The organism is Marinomonas sp. PE14-40, from assembly GCF_051623805.1.
Classification (GTDB): domain Bacteria; phylum Pseudomonadota; class Gammaproteobacteria; order Pseudomonadales; family Marinomonadaceae; genus Marinomonas.
The window spans coordinates 4331935-4353809 of sequence record NZ_CP130700.1; the positions used below are offsets into that span (position 1 = coordinate 4331935).

The following is a 21875-nucleotide window of genomic DNA, read 5'->3' on the forward strand; positions in this document are numbered from 1 at the left end:
TTCTTTTGTTTTTTATTCTATGGGCATAGAGAGCAGCCAGCTCCCAGCAGAAAAATGAATAGGGTGACAAAATGAAAGAAACAAAATATCTCCAAGAAACTGAGCTACTCGATTTTAATCGCTCAAATATTCAAGCTCTTATTGAAAAGAGAAAATGGAAAACCCTGCCAGAGAAAGAGCGCATTGGCCAAATTTATAACTATGTGAGAGACGAGATTTTATTTGGCTATAACGAAAAAGATGAGTTAAGTGCCAGTGAAATTTTGCAAGACGGTATTGGCCAATGTAATACCAAATCAACCTTGTTAATGGCCCTATTAAGAGCGGCAGGTATCCCTTGTCGTTTGCATGGTTTCACCATAAATAAGGCCTTACAAAAAGGTGCGTTTACGGGTATCTGGTACCAAGTTGCCCCTCAAAATATTTTGCACACCTGGGTAGAAATTAACTATCAAGATATTTGGTACAACTTAGAAGGGGTGATTTTGGATCTCACCTACTTAACCAAGTTGCAGAAGAAGTTTGAAAGCCAAAGACAAAATTTTTGTGGTTATGGTGTTTTTACTGAAGACTTATTAGCCCCAGAGATCACATGGAATGAAAGTGACACTTATATTCAAAAGTTAGGCATTAACCAAGATTTTGGTTTATTCGATAGCCCCGATGCCCTGTATGCCAAACACCAACAAGACCTTTCTTTATTTAAGGCGTTTATCTTCAAACATTTTATAAGGCACTCGAATAACAAAAATGTGAACCAGATAAGACATGCGAACATTTGATATCGCAATCACAAGGTCACATTCATTTAAATTATTGAAAGGGGAAATATAATGGGACATGGGCATGATCATAATCACGGTAATATGAAAGGGAAAAAGTTAGGTATCTCAATCCTACTTAATGTCTTCATCACTGTGGCTCAGGCAATAGGGGGCATCTTTTCAGGTAGCTTATCTTTAATCACGGATGCCCTACATAACTTTAGTGATGTTATCGCACTCATTATTAGTTATATCGCCGATAAGTTGACGCAAAAAAACTACAGTTCAGAGCAAACGTTTGGCTATAAAAGAGCAGAGGTTATCGCTGCCTTGATTAATGCTGTCAGCCTTATCGCGATCGCGTTGATGTTAGGTAAAGAGGCGATTTTACGCTTTAATGAGCCTGTCGAAATTGAAAGCGTTTGGGTTATCTTATTGGCGGGTGCCAGCATTCTGGTGAATGGCCTTAGTGTGCTTTTACTGAAAAGTGAAGCAGAAGAAAACATGAATATGCGCTCTGCTTATCTACATTTATTTTCTGACATGATCACTTCGATTGCTGTGATGGTAGGTGGGATTTGCATGTACTACTTCCAAGCGTATTGGGTGGATAGTTTGCTGTCTATTTTGATTGCCATCTACCTGATTTATTCATCTTTTGGTCTTCTGACTCAAACCTTGAGAGTGTTGATGCAATTCACCCCGAAAAATCTAGATGTAGAGGCGATTCAAGCCAGTATTATGCAGGAAGCTGCTATTGAGAACCTACACCATGTGCATGTGTGGCAGCTTAATGACAAAGACATACACCTTGAAGCGCATTTAGATTTTAAAGAGGATCTTAAGCTCAGCGAAGCCTCTGAGGTTATTGCGAACATTAACCAAGTGTTGAAGGCGGAATACCAGATAAAACATACCTTGTTAAAGCCTGAATTTGGTGTTCAAGATGCAAAGACATTGATTGTCGATGAAAGGTAAAAAGAGTTAGGCTATAAAGCTATATTTGAGGCGGCTTATTCAGAGAAACCTAGGAATAAGTCCTCCCGCCTCAATGTAAGAATAAAATGCCTGAAATTTAAGGCAAGAGTTGCGGCTTATAGGGTTGCTCTATTGATCAAGCTCCCAAGAGGAGGGGCCAACTTTATATCAGGGAGGAGAGAAGAAGTGAAAACAGTAGCTGAGTATTGTGAAAAGCATATCTTGGTGATCCCTCAGGCGTTACATGAGATGCAGGATGTGTCTTTGTTGTTTAGTGGTAGCTCAAGTATTTTTTATAAACAGCTTTCAAAAGATCTATTGGATGTTGAGTTTCATAGCACAATGCCCTGTCTTGTTTATATTGAAAGTGGCGAAGAGGTGCTGACTACACCAGATAATCGGCAATTAACCTTGACTGAAAATACCGCCTTTTTGTTACCAAAAGGCATGCATTTACATTCGGACTTTGTAAAATCCACAGACTCCCTTAATGCTTTTCTCGTCTTTTTTGATTACAACCTAATTAGTGAATTCCTTACCAGTATTCGTTTTCAAGAAAAGCGCACCCATGATCTTGATAAAGTGCAATGTGATCAGTCTATTCAGCATTACTTCCAATCCCTTTTATTATTGAAATCAAACACGCATTTATCCCAAGCTTTTATACAGACAAAATTGCTTGAACTGATGCACTTGTTAGCTATGGCAGATAAAAACTTTTCTGAACGTTTGTATCAAGTGAGCCAGATGGAAGGCGGACCAAGACGTAATCTACAACGTTTATTGTCTAGCCCTGAAGTACTTGCCTTATCTATTAATGACATAGCGAATTTGTCAGGGCGTAGCCTTTCTAGTTTTACCCGAGATTTTAAACGTTTTTATGACACGACGCCTAAAAAATGGCTACAGGAGAAACGCTTAAAACGAGCGAATGAGCTCCTGTTAACAACCGATTTTAGTGTTACGCAGATTGCTAGTGAATTAGGTTATGACAATGTCTCTCATTTTATTAAGGCCTTTAAAGCGCTTTATGAGGTGACACCAAAGCAACTTAAACAATTGATTTGACAAAAAAACAGGATTTTTGGCTTTTTTGAGTAGTTCTCTTTTGTGAGTTTGATTGAATCTAATACTTATTCAATCAAAGGAGAGTCACATTATGAGCGTAAGAGTCACTTTAAACTGTGTGTTAAAAGCTAAGCGAAATGAGTTACTCATGTCATTCTTAGCAGCTAATTTGCCAAATGTAAGAGGCTTTGATGGCTGCTTAGGAGTCGCGGTTTATTTTGATGATGAGAATGGGGAAATGCTACTCGAAGAAGAGTGGCTTAGTGTACAAAAACATTATGCCTATATTAAACACATAGAAGAAAATGGTGTGTTGGAGCAATTGGCCGCTTTTTTTGAAACGCCTCCTAGCATTAAATATTTTACTAAAGCGAGGCTTTAACCAACTTAGTAAGAAACTGATTTTAAGGAGTAGGTTTTAATACTTGCTCCTTTTTCGACTTAGTGGCTAAATGGCGTCCTTGATATAGGTTAATGATTAACAAGATCAAGGATTTTTAATGTTAGATTTGAGTGTGTTACCTCTCTTTTTTACCGCTATTTTCTTTTTAGCGATTTCCCCAGGACCAGATTTATTACTGCTATCGAGTTACTCATCAAGTAAGGGATTTATGGCGGGTGCCATGGTGTCTATTGGTGTGTTACTGGCTGGTGTTGTACAAACTAGCTTGGTTGCCTTTGGTCTAGGTGAACTTATGATGGCCATGCCAATTATCGCCCTAGGAGTTAAATTAGTCGGGGCAGCTTATCTAACTTATATTGGCCTCAAAATGCTCCTCACTTGGTATAAAAATGTCGCTAATTATGAGCAAAATCAAGACATTCTGACTCGTGCCGAAGGGCGCTCTAAAGCCATAAAATTATCGAGTTTTAGCTTGATTAATAAGGGCTTACTCAATAACTTATTAAACCCTAAAGCGCTCTTATTTTTTAGTTTATTTTTACCTCAATTCACCCATGATGGCTCCGACCTCACCACACAAATCCTGATACTAGGCCTTATTTTAAGTCTGTTCGTCTTTCTAATTAATCTGGCTTTTTCTTTTGCCTTTAGCCAACTAGGGCGCTTTTTGGGGAAAAAGTTAACATTAGGGCAGTATATAGACGGGGTATTAGGCCTGATCTTTCTTGGCCTTGCGGCGCGTTTGGCAACGAGTAAATAATGACAATTAATAATTGGTAACTAACTACTCGTTCAAATGATAAAGCCTTGTATTAGCCCCTTAATAAAATAAGGGGCTAAACCTGCCTTGCTAATCACATACGGCCATTACTCGCGCTGGGCCGCCAGTTCCTCCTGTGTGTTTAAGCGCACCTACCATAAGTGCGCAGTTACCTTCCGCTTTGGCGGCTAATTTATCAAGGTTTGCAAGGTTTTCTACGATCAATATATCACGTTGATATAACCTTACATGGGCGGGCCAAGCATTACTCCAATTCTCATCAGTCCCTTTTGCACCTTGGCCTGAATCTGTACTGAAACTATCTGCTGCTATCCCAGAAATCTTAATTTTCTTCTCATCCATTATTCGAATAATTTCTTCAATAGCCTCTGCGGTAAAGCCTGGGTGATTAAGGTTATTTGTGTAGTCTGATTTAGCCCAATCTTCTGTTCCTGAAAAGTAAAATTGTTCCCAGCCAACTCGTCCTACAAGCCAAACACCTTGTTTAATTTGGTCTTCAACAGCACGAATATCTGAAGCACGAATAGTTGCCATCGAAGTGTCTGAAAAATCAGTGATATTTAAATATGGACTAGGTTGGCCATTATTTTTTGCTAACTCTTTGGCGACTCGCTTAGAGACATCTATTAATACGATATCTCCTGTCAGTTGGCTTGTTGTAAGTTGTTCTGCTGACTTTCGAGCATTTTTAGGTATGGCACCAGCTTCACTGCTTTCATGATTATTTATGTAATGATTAGGTGCGTTGAAACTTGTGCCATTATGCTCCTGAATTAAGATGGCTTTACTGCTAAACACGCCATCGCTGGTTGGCCATAAATCTGCAGGATAAAGAATAGCTTGCTGATAAAAACCTGCAATCGGGGTGCTATTAGTAATGGGTTTATTTAAATTTGGCTTAGTCATATCCTCTTTAGATGGCTCAAATGTGGGAATGGCATGAGTCATATCGATAAACTCAAAGTTATTGGCGTTTACTAAACCACTAGAGAGTGAGGCTGCTAAAATACTGATTACAAATGATTTTTTCATGATTTTTCCATTGCTATAAATAATGGAAGCATTTTAATGAGAGATAATTGATGCTTAAATGGCAATTCATTATTAACAGTTGTGAATAAAATTCACGAATAAAAAATATTATGGATAAGCTTAATTTACTAAAGCAGTTTATTTGCGTGGTAGAGCAAGGTGGTTTTGCGGCGGCTGCGAACGAGTTAGGGCAGTCACCCTCCACCTTAAGTAAAAGTATTGCACGATTAGAAAAAGAGCTGTCGTTCAAGCTTTTTTATCGTTCAACACGTCAAGTTAGTCTGACCAGTGCAGGCAGTGAGTATTTAAAAACAGCCGTTAATACTTTGCAGGCGCTGGAACAAACCGAGAACCAGTTACGTCAGGATAACAATGAGTTTCGTGGCCAGTTAAGGATTAATTTGCCCGTCTCCTATGGCAGACTTTATGTCATGCCTTTGCTGCAAAAGTTTAAACAGCAATATCCTGATATAGACTTTCAACTCTCTTTTAATGACAGTTATGTAGACATGATGGAAAAGCAGATTGATCTCACCATACGGACGGGAACAGTGAGCGAAACTAATCTAGTAGCACGTAAAATTAGTCCTATAGATTTTGTTATCTGTGCTTCGAAAACATACCTAGAACAACACCCTAAAATTACGCCCGAAACGTTAATTGATCATCCTTGGATTCGCTTTAAGTATCAGCAAAGTGGTCGCTTGATGCCGATTGTTTTAGCCAATGGAGAGCGTGCCTTACAGCTAGATACCTGTCAGCAATATATTGTTGATGATGGTGAAGCGCTAGCAAGCCTTTGTTCTCAAGGATTAGGGCTAACACAATTACCTCATTTTATCGCACGAAATTGGCTAGAATCTGAAGAGCTGCAGGTTGTGATGCCTTACTATCGAAACAGTAAACAGGGAGTGTACGCTATTTACCCAAATCGAGAGTATTTACCAGCAAAGGTAAAAGCCTTTGTTGATTTTTTAATTGCCAAAATGGAAGCGTCTAATGAGAGTGCCTATAGCACATGGGCAGAGCAGTATACGGATTAAAATTCTTTAGTTTTAATTTATTTATAATGAATCTGTCAGAGGACTATACTGCTTTTTAACTTGCTTAATTGATTGCTAGGATCTACTTAATAATCATGCCTAAACTTGAAAAAAACCTTTTATTTAAGAGCCTTAACTCCTTGTTAATTATCACACAAGATATTGAGGCGAATACTCATAGCCATCATGCTTTACAGGTTACTTTTTCCATGAGCGATGCCTTTACACTTGGGGTAGAAAAGGGTCAGTCAGCTAGAGTGTCTGAATTTTATCACGGTGTGATTATTGGGGCTGATATTGAGCATAGTATAAAGGCAGAAACAGGTCCCTTTGTTACCTTGTTATTAGACCCTGAACTACATCAAGCAAAACATATTTTAGGTCATCATCAAACTACTGGCATCATGGCCATAGATGATGATCTTCTGCAGCAATTAAGACAATTTATTCAATTACTGATGAGTGAACACGAAGATGTTATCAAGGCTAAAATCACAAAACCGATTGAGCAATTAATGACTATTTTGACTCAAAGTGATTGTGAACAAGCCCTAGAACCTAGAATAGAAACCTTGATTCAATATATTGCTCAGACAGAATTTAAGTCAGCAAATATCGATGAACTTGCCCAAGCTGTAAACCTGTCAACGGGGCGTCTAAGTCATCTATTTAAAGAAGAAGTTGGTATTCCTATTCGTCGTTATTTATTATGGCAGCGGCTATTAGATGCCTGTTTTTATGCTAGCTTGCATGCCCATGATGAAATTGATTGTGAGATGAAAAATGATATGTCGTTAACTCAAGCAGCTCATCAAGCTGGCTTTACAGATTCCGCACATTTTTCTCGTACTTTTAAAACAATGTTTGGTCTACACCCCTCCAATTTTATTAAAAAAAGCCATATGATTCTTGCTTCAACTAAAAATGTAGAATGATAAATTCGCTAAACTAAAATTTGTTAATTTAGCCGTTTTTTCGACACCTCTATGACTAGACATCCTGTGATGTATGTCTTTGTTACGATGGAAAATAATTAATGTTCGAAGCTAGTTCCTTGTTTACTAAAGTTAATCGATTATTCACTTTAGCGGTTCCCTTATTGCTATTATCGACACCTGTCTTATCTGCTCATTTTGAAGTGAAAATGTTGAATGTGTCTGAGCAGGGCAATATGGTGTTTGAGCCTGCTGTGCTTGAGGTTGCAGTGGGCGACACAGTGACTTTTATTCCACAAGATAGAGGGCATGACTCTGTCTCTGTTTATACACCACAAGGAGCTGCAACCTGGCATGGAAAACGGGGTAAAAAGGTGAGAGTGACTATCGATAAAGAAGGGGTTTATCTCTATAAATGCGCACCACATTATTACTATGGCATGTTTGGTGTTATCTATGCTGGCAAGCTGGAAAATCTTGAAGAAGCGAAAGCAGAGGCCAAGAAACACAGTGATAAGTTTGTGGCGAATAAAGAACGCTTAACAGGCTATTTAAAACAAGTTAAGGGTGTAACTCAATAAGCTAGAAGCCGCTGTTGCTACGTTATTTAATCAAGTTGTCGTATTTATTCAATCATTCTTAAGGCTATTTTTTTATTATTTCCTTATCAAGATTTCTTTCAGATAATAGGAAAACAGCATGTTAAAAATCAAAACTATAGACGACCTTACTCACCCTGAATTGAGCCGTTTAAAACAAGGTTTTTTTGAGCAAGCGAATGGTCCTTTAGACGGCATGTGGCACTTTGGTTTTGTGCCTATGAGTGCTCATTTTGGCTTTTATTTCGAAGACGAGTTAGAAGGTTTTTGCTGTGTGAATAGCGAGTCATATCTCATCCAATTTTACCTTTCGCCTAAATCCAATATTCATGGACCTGATTTATTCAAACTCATTAGCCAAGGTAATAGTTCTGTCATTGGTGAGATAAAAGGTGCCTTTGTCAGTACAGCTGAAACACAATATTTAAACCTGTGTTTAGATAACGGAGCGAGTTACAAGGTTAATGCTCTAATGTATCGTCAAGAAATAGAAGGCGTGCTTGAAACTGAGTTAGAGATGCAGCTAGCTGACAAGTCTGAATTAGCCCGTTTTGTTAGTTTCGCGGCAATCAATATAGGCGCCCCAGAACCGTGGTTAAACGACTATTATGGGAATTTAATTGGTCGTAATGAGCTGTCTGGTTATTGGCTTGATGATGAGCTTGTTGCAACAGGAGAATGTCGTTTATTTGATGAGATACAAACTGAGTACGCTGACTTAGGCATGATAGTCAGTCAATCACATCGAGGAAAAGGGTTGGCGACTCAAGTACTGAAATGCTTAACTAATATAGCTTCAAAGAAAGGACTTGCCTGTATCTGTTCGACAGAAGCAGACAATTTGGCTGCACAAAAAGCCATATCAAGAGCGGGGCTTTCAGCCTCTCACCGTATTATTCAATTTGAGTTTTAATATGCATATCAGGTGGAAAATATGATGTCAGCTTGGAGATTAGCCAAGGTGAAAAATCGAGTATTAACAAGACATGATTAATTGGATACAAGCCCCTAAGTCAGAGCGATTAAGTAACTTAATAGAGTGTTATTGGTTTATTGAAAAAACCAAAGACGCCACAAGTTACCCGTATCCAAAGCTCAACCCAGACCCAAGTGCTCATTTGATATTATCGCCTTCGGATCAGGCCTATTTTTATGGGCTTGATCTACATGAGGCGGATGTAACAGAGCCTCTGGCACTCAGGCATAAAAGTACTTCATTTGGCTTTGGAAGCCACTGGTTATATCCGCATCAGCAAACTTTACAACTTGATCATAGGCAGGCATTTGTTCATTTGGGTATCAAATTCCGACCAGGCGCTTTATATCGTTTGAACCTCAATGAGAATGATGAGTTCGATAGCCAAGCGGTACTAAATCAAACTAAAGCAACTCAGTTGCAGGTACTCATTAAAGAGAAGCTGTTTACGAAAGAAAATCTATTCGTTGAGGAGCTCTTCTCATTTGCTCGTGAAGAAGCTGAGCTTTGTTGTGATCAATTGGATAAGCTTTTACTGCCTTGGCTTAATCAAGTGAAAGAGGATAGACATAGTGAGCTGGTGAGTAGCGTTTTACCGCTTATTTCAACAACGAATATCTCATCTTTAGGGGAGAGGCTTAATTGCTCACAGCGTACCTTAGAACGCAGTTTTATCAGGGTGACAGGGTTAAGTCTAAAGCAATACCAAGCAATGAATAAGCTTGAGGTTTTACTTGAGCATTTATATCAAAAACAAGCTCAAGACATAGATTGGGTTGAGGTCGCCTTTGAGTTTGGTTTTAGTGATCAGCCACACCTTATTCGACATTTAAAAAAGCAGCTAGGACAAACACCAAAGCGTTATGCGAAAGAAAGAGGTTTTACCATTGATGTTTATGGTGGTGTGAGTTCTTCATAGCTATCTCTTCGCCTCTTTAATTAGTACTAAATTAGTAAAATAATTAATGACTATTTAATAATATTAATTTAACTAATTATATTTTCTCAGATAACCTTCATTCTTTCTTATTAGATCAGGTTCAGAAAATGATGTTCTGACCATGATGTGTTATCGGAGGACGATGAATGCCATCAATCGAAATTTTATTAGCCTTTACTCTAACCTCATTATTAATGAGCCTCTCTCCTGGCCCATCTAATTTATATGTCATGGCAAGATCCATTGCGCAAGGTGTACAAGGTGGCTTAGTGGCAGCTGCTGGTCTCGGTGTTGGTAGCTTAATCCATGTGGCTGCTGCTGTTTTAGGCTTATCAGTTTTGTTTAGCCATTCGCCGACCCTGTATATGATGGTGAAGTTAATTGGTGCTTTGTATCTTATTTATCTTGGGGTGAACTACTGGCGTGCACATTCTGGTTCTGGCTCTGATGATGAGGCCTTGCCTGTTAAAAAGACAAAAAGCATGCCTCTTAAAAAGGTGTTCATCCAAAGTATTATCGTTGAAGTCACTAACCCAAAAACTGCCTTGTTTTTTATCGCTTTGTTACCACAATTTGTTGTGCCTGAATCAGGCCCGATTGCGCTACAGCTTTTTGTTTTAGGTATGATTGCTGCATTAACTGCCTTGCCTTGTGATATTTTAGTGGCCGTGTCATCCAGTAAGGTAGCCAGTTGGTTGTTAAAGCATAAGAATGCGCAAGTAATACAGGATAAGGTCTCTGGCTCGATTTTATTGGGCATGGGGAGTTTTATTGCAGTGGGTGAAGTGGCAGGTATTGAAGACTGATAAAGTACACCTATAAAGCACTCTTAAAACAGCCTTTTATTCGTCAACTTTCTAATTTTTGATCTATTCAGAGCATAAAATTAGGACTAAGATTGATCATCTTTGATAACGTTTAGCATGAATAAAAGGCTTAATCTAAATGAATACCCTGATTGCATCAGTCATTCTATTAGCACTCTTTATAAGCATACGTATTACCACTAAAACCATCGAAAAAATTGGTATCAGCCGTTCGGTAAGCCCTTATCGAATTAAATATATTTCCAAAACGTTAAGTCTTTCTTTAATCGTTTTTTACCTGATATTACTCGTGACTTTTTTAGGCATAGAGTACTCTCAAATTTCTATCTTTTTATCCTCTTTATTTGCTGTTCTTGGCGTGGCGCTTTTTGCTCAATGGTCCATTTTGAGTAATATTACAGCGAGTTTAATTATCTTCTTTGGTTTTCCATATCGAGTAGGGGATCATATTCAAGTTGTGGATAAAGATGATGATATTCGTGGCGTGATAGTTGAGATTGCTTTGTTTCATGTATTGATAAAGCGAGGTGATGATCTAATTACTTATCCCAATACTTTGATTCTTCAAAAAGCCGTAATCAAAAAAATGGACTCTACCAAGATAGATGTTAATTAGGTAAGTGTTAATTAGGCGATGGAAGACCCAAAATAAGCCAAGCTAGTTGATACTTATTTTGGGTGTGCGTGTTAGTTTTCTTTTATGCCCATTTAAATCGACGTACTTCATTACCCTCATCTGGTTTGGCTGGAATATTAAAAGCTAATACCAATGAGGCAACAGCCATAGCGGCTCCCGCTAAAAATACGCTGGCAGGGGAAACAAGCCAGATTAAACCAAAGGTCACTGGAATCACGACCGCTGCAATATGGCTGATAGTGAAAGACACGCCTGCAGTCGAGGCCATATCCGCTGGGTCTGCTATCTTTTGGAAGTAAGTTTTAATCGCCAGCGCCAAAGCAAAGAACAAGTGATCTATGACATATAGACTACCGGCAAGCATCGCTGAATCTACAAAAGCATAACCTACGAATACCAGTATCAAGCCGAGATACTCAAAAATAAGGGCATTACGTTCGCCAAAGTGTCCAATCAACTTGCCAATTTTTTTCGCGAATAACCAGTTAAAGGCATAGTTAATCAAGAACAGAAGCGTTATATCTGACGCCGAGTAACCAAACTTCTCCACCATTAAAAAGCCTGCAAACACCACAAAGATTTGACGTCTCGCACCGCTCATAAAGGTTAAGGCGTAATAGAGCCAGTAGCGTTTGCGCAGCACTAGCTTTTTATTTTGTGGCACCTTGGCCTCAAAGTTAGGGAAGGCTAACCAGATAAATAGCACTATGGCTAATGAGAGGCTGCCAGCAATAAGGTACACCCACTTAAACTCAAGTTGGAATATCTCTAATAAAACCCAAAGCCCAGAATAGGTAATGAGCGAGGCGAGTGCCCCAACAGAAATGAGCTTGCCTAATACCTCTGGCGCTTCTTCTTTTGTGAGCCATTGCAGTGATAATGACTGCTTTAAGGTCTCAAAATAATGAAAGCCGATAGACATTAACAAGGTCGTACATAAAAGCCCTGCCACCGAAGGGAAAAAGCCCGTAACCGCCACACCTAGAGTGAGCATAACGAGTGAGAGCAACATAAATTTTTGTTCTCTTAAAAATAAGAGTACAAAGATGGCTGTAAAGGCTAAAAAGCCTGGGATCTCACGCACACTTTGTAATAAGCCAATCTCAGCGCCAGTAAAGTGTGCCTTTTCAATGACAAAGTTATTCAGTAGTGCCTGCCAGCTAGCAAATGCCATAGGCACGATAATAGATATCAGCATGAGGAGATGCTTGGGGGTTTGCCAAGAATAAGCATTTCTATTGATTAACATTGTCTAATCTCTTCTGAAATAAATTGATATGAGACAGTCTATTCGTTATTTTTTAGTCTTACTTTCTATGTTATGACGATCAATGTCGATAAACGGACAATGTTAAAATGAGTGTTAACAATGAAAGTAAATAAAATAAAAAAGTCCACTAAATCACAAAGCGAAAGATTATGGTCAAGTTAACCTCGAACGAAAAAATTGAAAACGCGGGTGATAAATTCGTTCTTACCCATCAGATCGACATGCCAGCTGGGTATAAAGGGCAACTGCATCGACACATCTGGTATCAGCTTATGTATGCATCAAGCGGAGTATTAAATGTTGAGTACCAGAATCAAATTATGTTTGTGCCACCGCAAAAAGCGATTTGGTTACCACCGAACTGTGATCATAGGGTAAGGGTGCCTGTAGGAGCGCATTTTCATAGCGTGTATTTTAGGCCTGATACGGTTTCGGCTCTTGGAGATACGAGTAAGGTGCTAAGCGTTACCCCATTAGTGCGTGAACTGATTTTAGCTGTGGGTGAAATGACCCATGAAGATAAAGAGCTGGATGATAAGGATAAGCGACTCACGCAAGTTTTGATTGATCAGCTAAGTTTACAGGCGGATAGTGCTTTATCAATTCTAATCCCTTCAGATAAGCGGTTAGCCGAATTAGTTAGGCAGATAATTCATACCCCAAGTAATGCCATGAACCTAGAGGAGTGGGCTCAGACGCTTAACTTATCAAGTCGCACTATTACGCGTATTTTTACCAAAGAAGTGGGAATGGGTTTTAAAGAGTGGCGGCAAAAAGTCCGTTTATTAGAGGCAATTAACTTGTTAGAGCAAGGCTTGCCAGTTACTCAGGTTGCGTTAGAGGTAGGTTATCAATCTCCCTCTGCATTTACTTATGCCTTCAAGCAGGCGTTTGGGATAAACCCTGCTTCATATTTTGTAGATTAGTTACTCTCTTGCATGCTTTTTTCAACTCTTTGATGGATAAGGTCTGGAATGCCAAACAGTAGAATAAAGCCTTGGGCAAGTAATAAATAAGCGCTCTCAAAAGGAGAAAGGAATACCAAAATAATACCTATTATTATCAAGCCCCAAGCTAAAGATAACGGAGGAATAAAACCTTCTTTGAGGGCTTTTTGTAGGAATAACCCCAGCATTATCATCATGACTCCTGAGATCAAAAACCAGACGATCGCTAAACGGTCAAATATAGGTTCGTCATTGATAAAAATGCTCGAAAACCAATGGTCGTTGTGCATATTAACCAGAGATTGCCAGCCATAATAGGTTCCTATTAGGCAATGAAATATACCTGTTGCAACTAGGTAGTAGCCTGAATATTTCATTAGTTTCATCTTAACTTCCTTTCATTTATACCTGTTAAAGTGAGGTAATAAATTCCCTCACTTTATTTAGAACAACTCGTCTTTAAGCTTAGCGACAAAATACAAAAAATCATGTTTGAACGCTCGAAATAAAGCGCGCATATTTTAGCATGTCAAAGCTGAAGCACATATCTAAAAAAACATAGATAAGATATAAATTAGACTCATCTTATGTAATTAAGAAAGGTTAGTCGCTAATGATCTAAGACGCTTTTTTGCCTTGCAACCAAGCAGCAGAACAATGCCTTGAATAATAAAGAAATAAGCGCCTGATACAGGCATTATGATGGCGACAATAATACCTATTAGAATAAAGCCCCAAGCTAAGGAAACGGGAGGAATAAAGCCTTCATCTAACGCTTTTTGAAGCATCAAACCAAATAGAATCCAGAAAACCCCTGACAGTAAAAACCAAGAAATTGCCTCGCGATCAAACAATATCTGATCGCCTATCATGGTGCTGGCAAGCCAATTATCTTGGTGCATTGCTAGGAGAGTCTCCCAACCTAAAATTAAGCCAATAACACTGTGAAGTATGCCTGTTGCGATTAGGTAATATCCTGAATATTTCATGGTCTTCTATCCTTAAGGTTTCAATTTAAAATCAGTTATCCTTGGGCATTGGCAAAAAGGCTTGAGATGCCATTGCTGTGACTCTTAATACAGTTTCGATAGAGGGTCTTGGATGTATCTGTTGCATGCCTAAAAAATTGGCATAGGCCATTAATGCGATATCTTGTGCTTCCTCTTTTGGAAGGCCAAGTTCGGCATAACATTGGGCTAAATAATCTTGTCTTTGCTGGTCTATTTTTCCTAAATGTATCGCAATAGAGGGCTCTTTAAGTGCCCAAGCTCGGATGTGCATTTCGGCTTCACTTTGTTGACTTGCGATCACTTGGTCTAACTTATTTAGCTTTTCCATGGGAGAACTTTGGGTATTGGCTTGCTCGATAAAATCCAGTGTTCTTTTTTGATACCAGTGTGTCATTAAGGTATCGATAAATACGTTTCTATTTTTAAAATGGTGATAAAAAGAGCCTTTAGTCACGCCTTTTAATTCGCATAGGGGGATAATTTTTAAGGCATCAGGACCCTTTTTAACGAGTGTTTCTAAGGCAAATTCTAGCCAATCTAACTGACTGTTTTTGCTATCTTTATTTTTATCTAATTGGGCTTTGTTTAAGTTTTTCTTAGTTGTTTTTGTGTTCATAGTCTTTTAGCTTTAAGGGCGTTATTCATCACAGTACGTGCGATGATGTAATGGAAGGGCAAAATGCTATTTACATAGAGCCTACCTATCAATGTTTTTTGATTCACCAAGGTGGAAACGATGACTTGATCAGCTTGTTTTAACACAGAGATATAGAAGATCATATGCTTGTCTTCAGCAAAGGAGATGATCTCATCTTGAGTCTTTTCAATGACAGTTAAGAAACCTGCTTTATCACCTATTGCAAGCTCGTCACTGCTAGGGGCTAAGTTATCTGCGCCTACCTCAAAACCAAATAGTTTGACTATCCGATTACGTATTCTCATTAATCTGGATACCCAGCTAGGCATGTGAGCAAAAATAGCGTGCTGTACTTGGCTTGGGCTCAATAATGGCTTACTGAGTTGCATAGAGAGGGCATCACGAAAATAGTGGCCTTCAGCTTTACCAGCAAGGTTATCTTGTTTGGGTTCTTCTAAGGTTTGAATATTGGAGAAAAGCCAAGCCATAGTAATTCCTTTGTCTCTCATCGATAGTATGAAGTTAAAAACATTCAATACATACCATACTGTATGGTATGTATTGAATGTTAGATAAAACTTGAATACTTGTAAAGAGAAAAAATGAATCGCTTCTAAAGGCTAATCTTGACGAGTGTTATTACTTTCTAGATGAGAAATGCCCCAAGCCCTTAAGGACTCAATAACAGGAGCTAATGTTTTGCCATAGTCAGTCATGGCATATTCGACTCTAGGAGGGACCTCAGGGTGAACTGTGCGTGAAATAAGTTTTATTTCTTCTAACTCTCTTAACTGCTTAGTTAGCATTCTTTGGGTAATGTTGGGCATGATACGACGCAGTTCATTAAAGCGAATTGAAGTATCTTGATTACTGCTATCTAACAGGTGATAAAGAATTGCGCCTTTCCATTTCCCGCCTATGATTTCAAGCGCTCTTTCTACTGGGCAACCAAGGTTACAGTCATAATCTGTGTGCGGCATTTTTACGTCCAAGGGTATACAAAAAGGTACTGAGTTCTTAAAAAGTGCCTTCTTATGTCGGCCAAATTTTTTGTTTATTCTGCTCCCACACTCATGTTCTCGCAAGAGAAATTCATAGTCATATATTGAAGACATTAGATTGAAAAAGTAGATTGGAGAAAATAGATGAAAACCCTCGTTTTAGTTGCCCATAAATACCTAGCGACACGTTCCATTGCTAACCAAGCCATAGTTGAAAGCCTAAATGCGATAGAAGGTTTGGAGATACGAGATCTGTACCAGCTATACCCTGATTTTAAAATTGATGTCGCTAATGAACAGCAGGCATTGCTTGAAGCTGATTTGATTATTTTTCAATTTCCTATCCATTGGTATAGCGTACCTGGGATTTTAAAAGAGTGGATGGATCAGGTGCTGCTTTATGGTTTTGCTTATGGCAGTACAGGGAATAAATTGAAAGATAAGCGTTTGCTTATTTCAACAACATTGGGCGGAGATATCGCCTCTTATCAAGTCGGTGGACATAACAACTTTAGCCTTGAGACTTTATTTACGCCCTTAGAGCAAACCGCTGCCTTATGTGGGATGCACTGGCTATCGCCTATGGCCAGTGGCAATATGTTATACATACCAGATGTCGTGAATAAAAAGGAAGAAGTAGCCCAAAGAGCAAGTGCCTATGGAGCAAAGCTGAAGACACGGATTAGCTCGATTAAAGAGGCAGTTAAACCTATTTCTCCTCTTAAATGTGTTGTGAGTTAAATAACATTGTTGGACAAGAAAGAGGGGGTCGTTAGCCCCTCTTTTACTCTTTGAGGGCTTGCTAAAATCGAGTCACTTTAAACGCGTCACAATTAATTTTAGGTGTTTTTTGGGTAACAATAGCGGTTAATAGTTCTGCACTTGTTGCCGCTTGAGTTAATCCAAGGTGCTGATTTCCAAAAGCAAAAAAGATGCTTTCATACTCAGGGTGCTTATCTATCACAGGTAATGAATCTGGCATAGTCGGTCGAAACCCCATCCAATCACTGGTTTTAATTTTTGTGCTTTTAAGTCGAGGAATTAGCTTTTGACTATGATAACGGAGAGATAAAAACCGTCGTTTAAAAGGTTTCAGCTTAAGTCCGCCTAACTCTGTCATTCCCACAGCTCTTAAACCTGAATGGAGTGGGCTCATCACAAACCTTCTTTCAGCAGAACCAATTGGGTGATTGAGTTTAAATGGATTATTTTTAAACGTAAGGTGATAGCCTCGCTCGGCTTCTAAAGGAATATTAAGACCGACTTTTTGTAGTAAACTTTTGCTCCAAGCACCAGTGCAAATAACCAGTTTGTCAAATGAGTAGCTGGCATCTTGTGTGATAAGTTTATTGGACTTATCGCCAGGTTGAATATCCTTGACTGCCTCTTTGATGAAGCTCCCTTGCCTTGATAGAAAAGCAGAAAAAAGTACTTCGCAAAGCAGATGAGGGTCCTGTACGCGATAAGCGTTGGGAAAATATAACGCATGATTTATTGTGCTGGAAAGAGCGGGTTCTAGCTTTTTCAATCTTTCACCTTGAACAAGCTCTGTTTGTATTCCCCATGCTTTTAAATAAAGAGCATGTTGTTTGGCTTGTTCTAGTTTGTTCTGCGACTCCCACACTAAGAGGTAACCGGATTTCACGAGTTGCCCACTAGCACCTATATCCAGTAAGCATTTTTTCCAAGCTGGAATTGATGCTTGGTTTAATGCTGATAAGGCGAGGCGTCCTTTTGCAGATGTGCTTGGGTGAGCGGCCGTAATAAATTTTACCAGCCAAGGTAAAATACGATGAAAGTACCCTAATGGAAGTGACAAGGGTCCATGTGGGTTTAGCCACATGGAAAGTGCACTGCGTAGAGTTTTAATCGTGGATAAGGGGTCAATTAGCTCAGTTGCTAAGTAGCCCGCGTTACCAAATGACGCCCCTAACCCCGGTTCATTTTTGTCGATTAAGGTCACTTGAAAACCTTCTCGTTGTAACTCTAATGCGGTACAGAGACCGACCACCCCGGCACCAACAACGCCTACTGTGACAGGCTTAATTTTATTCGCGCCGAGGTTCTGCATTAGATGTTTCCTTTTAGTGATTGGGATTGCGCTGAATTTTCAGAGCTGGGTTGAGTTTTCATGATCTCTTCATCGGATTTTTTCGAGAACCAACCCGTTTGGGCATAAATTATCCCAATCACAGGTGAGAGCCAACAAGCAAAAGCAAGGGGAATATAGAGTAGAGCGCTGTAGTCACCTGATACGACAGTTAAACCTAAGGTCCCCATTACAAATGCACCACCGGCATTCCATGGAATTAGTGGGGAGACCAAGGTACCGCCTTCTTCAATGGCGCGAGATAAGTTTAGACGGCTATATCCGTGCTTGCTGTATTCAGGCCCGTACATACGGCCGGGTAGGGCGATAGATAGATAGACATCACCTGACACAACATTGGTCGCAACAGAGGTTAAAATAGCGCTAGTTTGTAATCCTCTAAAGCCTTTCGTTAATCTTAGTATCGATCTGACCACTGATTCTAAACAGCGGGTTCGTTCTAATGCACCACCAAAGGCTAACGCAAACATCATCAAGGTAATTACCCAGGTCATAGATGACACGCCACCTCGGTTAAGCAAGCTGTCTAACGATGCTGTATCAGTGTTAATTTTAAAGCCACTATGAGCGAAAGTCAGAACCTGGTTCAGGTTATAGTCATAGTTCACGGCTGCGACTATTGCGCCAAGAATAAAACCTGTAAATAAGGCTGGGATGGGAGAGACTTTAAAAAAGGCTAATGCCATCACGACAATTAAGGGGATTAGTGGTAGAACACCAAGATCAAAGTGGGTACTTAAGCCTTCTTTAAATTGAGATATTTGAGCAAGTTGAGCAGTATCTGTCGCAGTTTGACCACCGACAATTAGATATATAACAAAGGCAATAACCATAGCTGGAATGGTGGTTGGCATCATATTGCGAATATGGTCGAACACATTTGTTTCGGTCACCGCTGCGGCTAAGTTGGTGGTATCTGATAAAGGAGATATTTTATCGCCAAAAAAGGCACCAGAAACCACTGCACCTGCACTCCAATAAATAGGCACGCCGAAAGCTGAGCCTATGCCAATTAGCGCAAGACCCACTGTTCCTACGGTTGTCCAGCTAGAACCTATGGATAGCGAAACAACAGAGCAAAGTAACATAGAAGCCGCTAAGAACCAGCTAGGGTCTATCAGCTCTAAGCCATAATAAATGAGCATAGGCACTGTGCCGCTCGCAATCCATGTACTTACCAGCATACCTACAACAATTAGAGTTGCGATAGAAGGCATAGCGACATGCAGAACATGAAACGCACCAGACTCGATATCTTTCCAGCGATAGCCTTGAGACCAGCCAACTAAAGCCGTAATTGCAAAGCCAATGGCTAGCGCAATATGAGGTGTAAAGTCATCATAATAAAAGATCTGAACACCTAATAAAGCGATGGTGAGAATGATAGGGATTAGAGCTAAACCTAGGCTTGGTATCGCTAAGTTTGGGGCATTATTTTTTTGCATCTGTGTTCTCCAGAAAGCGAAAGAGCTTCGTCATTGTTTTTATTATCAGAGGTAAAAGCGCTAAGTTTTGGCGCTAGTTTTTTTCTTGTGAATGGGTTTTGTAAGCGAGTATCGCGGCGGCTAAATCTTCCCTTGAATCACCCACAGACTTAAATAAGGTGATGGCTGTTTGTGGATCCGCAAGCGAATGACGGCCAGAGTGTTGGCCCGAGCAAAGCTCTGAGAATTCGGCAAGAATGACATCTTGAGTGATAGCACCTTGCTCAATCGGCATAATCAGGTCACCCGTTTCGCTTAATGCACCCGCTCTGGTATCGACAAAGACAGCGCAATGTTGCATGGCATGATTATCTGTTTCGCGCATTGTTGGCGTGAAGCTACCTACTAGGTCTAGATGAGCGCCAGGCTTTAACCATTTACCTTGAATTAAGGGAGTAGTCGACATAGTTGCACAGCTAATAATATCGGCTTTACCTGCACAGGTTTCAAGTTCATCTTTTGGGCAGAAGTTTGCATTAATATCGGCAGCCTTAAGTTCATCAACTAGAGACTTTGCTGCATCCTCATTGCGATCCCACACACTTACCTTAGTAATGGGTCTAACGCTCATATGTGCAGGAATTAAACGGCGCCCCATTCTTCCCGCACCAACCATTAATAATTCGCTGGCGTCTTCTTTTGATAAGAATTGAGAGGCTAAAGCAGATGCTGCCGCAGTACGACGAGCGGTTAATTCATTGCCTTCTAGTTGGGCTAAAGGTTGGCCTGTTTTTCCACAGCTAAGAAGGTAATGACTGCTTAATCCAGGTAGCTTAAGTGCTGCGTTACCTGGAAATACATTAACCTGTTTTATTCCTAAATATTCATTCTCCAGCCAAGCAGGCATAAGTAATAAAGTTGCGTCTGGGTTTTGCGCGACTTTAATGTTGTGATGGTGGCGTACAGGTGAGTGAACTTTACGCGTAAAGATATCGTTTAGTGTGGAAATTAAAGCACTCCAAGGCAGTGCATTTTGAACTTGAGTGGCGTTTAGTTGCATAACTGAATCTCTTATTGTTAGTCTTAGCTCCATGATAACGACAAGAAAAAACTGATAATTGACTGAGGCTACGGAGTTATTGACTGAAACTCTTGAAACCTAATGTTTCTCTCTTTAGATAGGCGTTTTCGCAATGAATAAAAGTATGGCTCGGCGCAATTTGATTGCACGTCAGAGCGGTGAGCATTGTCACAATTTCCCCCAGCTTCTGTTTGGTTTACATGGTCAAATGGCCTGTGAGTTCGAGGGTGAAACGGGTGAGCTTAGTAGTGGTAACCTTGCGATAGTGCCCTCGGATGAGGCGCATTTATTTAGCGGCTTAAGTGATGATAGTGAATTGTTTGTTATTGACTTAGCCCCTTTTGACCCCTTTATTAATGCCTTAGAAATAGCTTGTCAGACTTCGTTTAAAGAGACGCTGTTTCAGCAAGCTAACATTATTTCTCTCAATGCTGAGATGCTTCCTTTACTTGATTTTGCCGCAGGGCAATTAGCTAAAAATCCAGGACAGCTTAACCCTCAAATTAACTGCCAGCTGGTGTCATTATTTATGACTCAGTTATCGCAGCTTTATAGTGCTGATTCAGTAAGTGATATGTTATGTCAGCGTCTTGATATGTTGCTATTAAATCGATTCATTGATCGTCGATTATTTGAGCCGCCAACTAATGCGGAGCTTGCGAATATGATGCATGTGAGTGAAAGTCATTTTTATGCGTTGTGCCAACAGCAAATCGGTATGACACCACAGCAATATTTGATGAGTAGGCGAATGAAAAAAGCACAATTATTGCTCACCCAATCCAAAATGCCTTTGGTCAGTATCGCAGCAGAAACGGGTTTCTCTGACGCGTCTAGTTTCTCTCGTGCTTACAAAAGTTATTATCAGAAAACTCCTGGCAGTAGCCGTCGCTAACCTTCCAAGTTAAGTCACAGACAGAGTTAAGGTAACTAATTAAGATTGAGTAATAGGAAGATAATAATGGAATATATTAAATCAAAAGATTCTGATGCTAATGACTTAGCGGACCTTAGGGCTCAAGCCATGAAACCTAGCTTAGTTGCACTCGGTCGGTTTGATGAAGACAGGGTGAGAAATCGCTTTTTAGATACTTTTCTCCCGCAAGATACGATAAAGCTTACCCTTGAGGGTGAGCTGATTGGTTTTTATGTCCTACGAACTCGTACAGATCATATCTGGTTGGATCATTTATATATTAAACCTGAGTATCAGAGTAAACAGTTTGGCAAAAAGGCCCTCACTCGTGTTATCAAGCTAGCGAAAAGAAAGGGCCTAGCCTTGCGTTTAGGCGCTTTAAAAGGCAGCCGTTCTAATGGGTTTTATCAAAACAATGGCTTTGTTCAAACTCATGAAGATGAATTTGATCTTTATTATGAACTGCCAATAAATAAAGCTAATTAACGAAAGATAT

General features: G+C 39.8%; 26 protein-coding genes. 16 read left to right on the forward strand and 10 right to left on the reverse strand.

Annotated features, from left to right (window positions below; all coding sequences use genetic code 11):
• Window positions 1-71 precede the first annotated feature (71 nt).
• From Q0A08_RS19935 to Q0A08_RS19955, 5 genes are all read left to right on the forward strand, one after another.
• The gene (locus tag Q0A08_RS19935; RefSeq protein WP_438463212.1) at window positions 72-782 is read left to right on the forward strand and encodes a transglutaminase-like domain-containing protein; all 711 of its coding nucleotides are present in this window, start codon (window positions 72-74) and stop codon (window positions 780-782) included.
• A gap of 51 nt (window positions 783-833) precedes the next feature.
• Complete coding sequence (locus Q0A08_RS19940) at window positions 834-1742, forward strand: cation diffusion facilitator family transporter (RefSeq protein ID WP_438463213.1); 909 nt, start codon at window positions 834-836, stop codon at window positions 1740-1742.
• Between the two features lie 186 nt (window positions 1743-1928).
• Window positions 1929-2810 carry a helix-turn-helix domain-containing protein gene (locus Q0A08_RS19945; RefSeq protein ID WP_438463214.1) on the forward strand — a complete coding sequence of 294 codons (882 nt, stop codon included), beginning with the start codon at window positions 1929-1931 and terminating at the stop codon, window positions 2808-2810.
• 91 nt (window positions 2811-2901) lie between these two features.
• A complete protein-coding gene (locus Q0A08_RS19950; RefSeq protein WP_438463215.1) occupies window positions 2902-3192 on the forward strand; it encodes an antibiotic biosynthesis monooxygenase in 291 nt (96 codons plus the stop codon).
• Window positions 3193-3310: 118 nt separating this feature from the next.
• A complete protein-coding gene (locus Q0A08_RS19955; RefSeq protein WP_438463216.1) occupies window positions 3311-3973 on the forward strand; it encodes a LysE family translocator in 663 nt (220 codons plus the stop codon).
• 90 nt (window positions 3974-4063) lie between these two features.
• On the opposite strand, the gene Q0A08_RS19960 is transcribed toward Q0A08_RS19955, so the two are convergent.
• Window positions 4064-5026 carry a cyclase family protein gene (locus Q0A08_RS19960; protein ID WP_438463217.1) on the reverse strand — a complete coding sequence of 321 codons (963 nt, stop codon included), beginning with the start codon at window positions 5024-5026 and terminating at the stop codon, window positions 4064-4066.
• A 110-nt stretch (window positions 5027-5136) separates the two neighbouring features.
• Between Q0A08_RS19960 and Q0A08_RS19965 the strand changes: the two genes are divergently transcribed.
• The 7 genes from Q0A08_RS19965 (at window position 5137) to Q0A08_RS19995 (ending at window position 10962) form a co-directional block, all read left to right on the forward strand.
• The gene (locus Q0A08_RS19965; RefSeq protein ID WP_438463218.1) at window positions 5137-6069 is read left to right on the forward strand and encodes a LysR substrate-binding domain-containing protein; all 933 of its coding nucleotides are present in this window, start codon (window positions 5137-5139) and stop codon (window positions 6067-6069) included.
• A gap of 95 nt (window positions 6070-6164) precedes the next feature.
• On the forward strand, window positions 6165-7004 hold the full coding sequence (locus tag Q0A08_RS19970) for a helix-turn-helix domain-containing protein (RefSeq protein WP_438463219.1): 840 nt from the start codon (window positions 6165-6167) through the stop codon (window positions 7002-7004).
• 101 nt (window positions 7005-7105) lie between these two features.
• Window positions 7106-7585, forward strand: coding sequence for a pseudoazurin (locus Q0A08_RS19975; RefSeq protein WP_438463220.1), 480 nt, complete (start codon window positions 7106-7108; stop codon window positions 7583-7585).
• A gap of 118 nt (window positions 7586-7703) precedes the next feature.
• Window positions 7704-8516: a GNAT family N-acetyltransferase gene (locus tag Q0A08_RS19980; RefSeq protein WP_438463221.1), complete on the forward strand. Its 813-nt coding sequence runs from the start codon at window positions 7704-7706 to the stop codon at window positions 8514-8516.
• Between the two features lie 73 nt (window positions 8517-8589).
• Window positions 8590-9498, forward strand: coding sequence for a helix-turn-helix domain-containing protein (locus Q0A08_RS19985; RefSeq protein WP_438463222.1), 909 nt, complete (start codon window positions 8590-8592; stop codon window positions 9496-9498).
• Between the two features lie 167 nt (window positions 9499-9665).
• Window positions 9666-10325: a LysE family translocator gene (locus Q0A08_RS19990; RefSeq protein WP_438463223.1), complete on the forward strand. Its 660-nt coding sequence runs from the start codon at window positions 9666-9668 to the stop codon at window positions 10323-10325.
• A 139-nt stretch (window positions 10326-10464) separates the two neighbouring features.
• Window positions 10465-10962: a mechanosensitive ion channel domain-containing protein gene (locus tag Q0A08_RS19995; protein ID WP_046018508.1), complete on the forward strand. Its 498-nt coding sequence runs from the start codon at window positions 10465-10467 to the stop codon at window positions 10960-10962.
• Between the two features lie 82 nt (window positions 10963-11044).
• Here Q0A08_RS19995 and Q0A08_RS20000 read toward each other — a convergent pair whose 3' ends face one another.
• Window positions 11045-12232, reverse strand: a complete 1188-nt coding sequence (locus tag Q0A08_RS20000) for an MFS transporter (protein ID WP_438463224.1) — start codon at window positions 12230-12232, stop codon at window positions 11045-11047.
• 170 nt (window positions 12233-12402) lie between these two features.
• On the opposite strand from Q0A08_RS20000, the gene Q0A08_RS20005 reads away from it, so the two are divergent.
• Complete coding sequence (locus tag Q0A08_RS20005; RefSeq protein WP_438463225.1) at window positions 12403-13179, forward strand: AraC family transcriptional regulator; 777 nt, start codon at window positions 12403-12405, stop codon at window positions 13177-13179.
• On the opposite strand, the gene Q0A08_RS20010 is transcribed toward Q0A08_RS20005, so the two are convergent.
• The 5 genes from Q0A08_RS20010 to Q0A08_RS20030 form a co-directional block, all read right to left on the reverse strand.
• The gene (locus Q0A08_RS20010; protein ID WP_438463226.1) at window positions 13176-13586 is read right to left on the reverse strand and encodes a DUF6463 family protein; all 411 of its coding nucleotides are present in this window, start codon (window positions 13584-13586) and stop codon (window positions 13176-13178) included. The two genes, Q0A08_RS20005 and Q0A08_RS20010, sit on opposite strands and share 4 nt — an antisense overlap.
• Before the next feature lie 207 nt (window positions 13587-13793).
• Entirely contained in the window at window positions 13794-14189 is a 396-nt protein-coding gene (locus tag Q0A08_RS20015) for a DUF6463 family protein (RefSeq protein WP_438463227.1), read from the reverse strand.
• A gap of 31 nt (window positions 14190-14220) precedes the next feature.
• Window positions 14221-14826, reverse strand: a complete 606-nt coding sequence (locus Q0A08_RS20020; protein ID WP_438463228.1) for a TetR/AcrR family transcriptional regulator — start codon at window positions 14824-14826, stop codon at window positions 14221-14223.
• A complete protein-coding gene (locus Q0A08_RS20025) occupies window positions 14823-15335 on the reverse strand; it encodes a DUF2867 domain-containing protein (RefSeq protein ID WP_438463229.1) in 513 nt (170 codons plus the stop codon). Before Q0A08_RS20025 ends, Q0A08_RS20020 begins: the two co-directional genes overlap by 4 nt.
• Before the next feature lie 132 nt (window positions 15336-15467).
• Window positions 15468-15827 carry a winged helix-turn-helix transcriptional regulator gene (locus tag Q0A08_RS20030; protein WP_438463230.1) on the reverse strand — a complete coding sequence of 120 codons (360 nt, stop codon included), beginning with the start codon at window positions 15825-15827 and terminating at the stop codon, window positions 15468-15470.
• A gap of 165 nt (window positions 15828-15992) precedes the next feature.
• Between Q0A08_RS20030 and Q0A08_RS20035 the strand changes: the two genes are divergently transcribed.
• Window positions 15993-16589 carry an NAD(P)H-dependent oxidoreductase gene (locus Q0A08_RS20035; protein WP_438463231.1) on the forward strand — a complete coding sequence of 199 codons (597 nt, stop codon included), beginning with the start codon at window positions 15993-15995 and terminating at the stop codon, window positions 16587-16589.
• 61 nt (window positions 16590-16650) lie between these two features.
• Here Q0A08_RS20035 and Q0A08_RS20040 read toward each other — a convergent pair whose 3' ends face one another.
• The 3 genes from Q0A08_RS20040 to Q0A08_RS20050 all read right to left on the reverse strand — a co-directional run bounded on the left by Q0A08_RS20040 (window position 16651) and on the right by Q0A08_RS20050 (window position 20442).
• The gene (locus tag Q0A08_RS20040) at window positions 16651-17919 is read right to left on the reverse strand and encodes an NAD(P)/FAD-dependent oxidoreductase (RefSeq protein WP_438463232.1); all 1269 of its coding nucleotides are present in this window, start codon (window positions 17917-17919) and stop codon (window positions 16651-16653) included.
• Window positions 17919-19403, reverse strand: coding sequence for a Na+/H+ antiporter NhaC (nhaC, locus tag Q0A08_RS20045; protein ID WP_438463233.1), 1485 nt, complete (start codon window positions 19401-19403; stop codon window positions 17919-17921). Before nhaC ends, Q0A08_RS20040 begins: the two co-directional genes overlap by 1 nt.
• A gap of 73 nt (window positions 19404-19476) precedes the next feature.
• The gene (locus Q0A08_RS20050) at window positions 19477-20442 is read right to left on the reverse strand and encodes an ornithine cyclodeaminase family protein (protein ID WP_438463234.1); all 966 of its coding nucleotides are present in this window, start codon (window positions 20440-20442) and stop codon (window positions 19477-19479) included.
• A 133-nt stretch (window positions 20443-20575) separates the two neighbouring features.
• Here Q0A08_RS20050 and Q0A08_RS20055 point away from each other — a divergent pair, with 133 nt between their 5' ends.
• Both Q0A08_RS20055 and Q0A08_RS20060 read left to right on the forward strand, forming a co-directional pair.
• Window positions 20576-21358 carry an AraC family transcriptional regulator gene (locus tag Q0A08_RS20055; RefSeq protein ID WP_438463235.1) on the forward strand — a complete coding sequence of 261 codons (783 nt, stop codon included), beginning with the start codon at window positions 20576-20578 and terminating at the stop codon, window positions 21356-21358.
• Between the two features lie 66 nt (window positions 21359-21424).
• Complete coding sequence (locus tag Q0A08_RS20060; RefSeq protein ID WP_438463236.1) at window positions 21425-21865, forward strand: GNAT family N-acetyltransferase; 441 nt, start codon at window positions 21425-21427, stop codon at window positions 21863-21865.
• Window positions 21866-21875 lie beyond the last annotated feature (10 nt).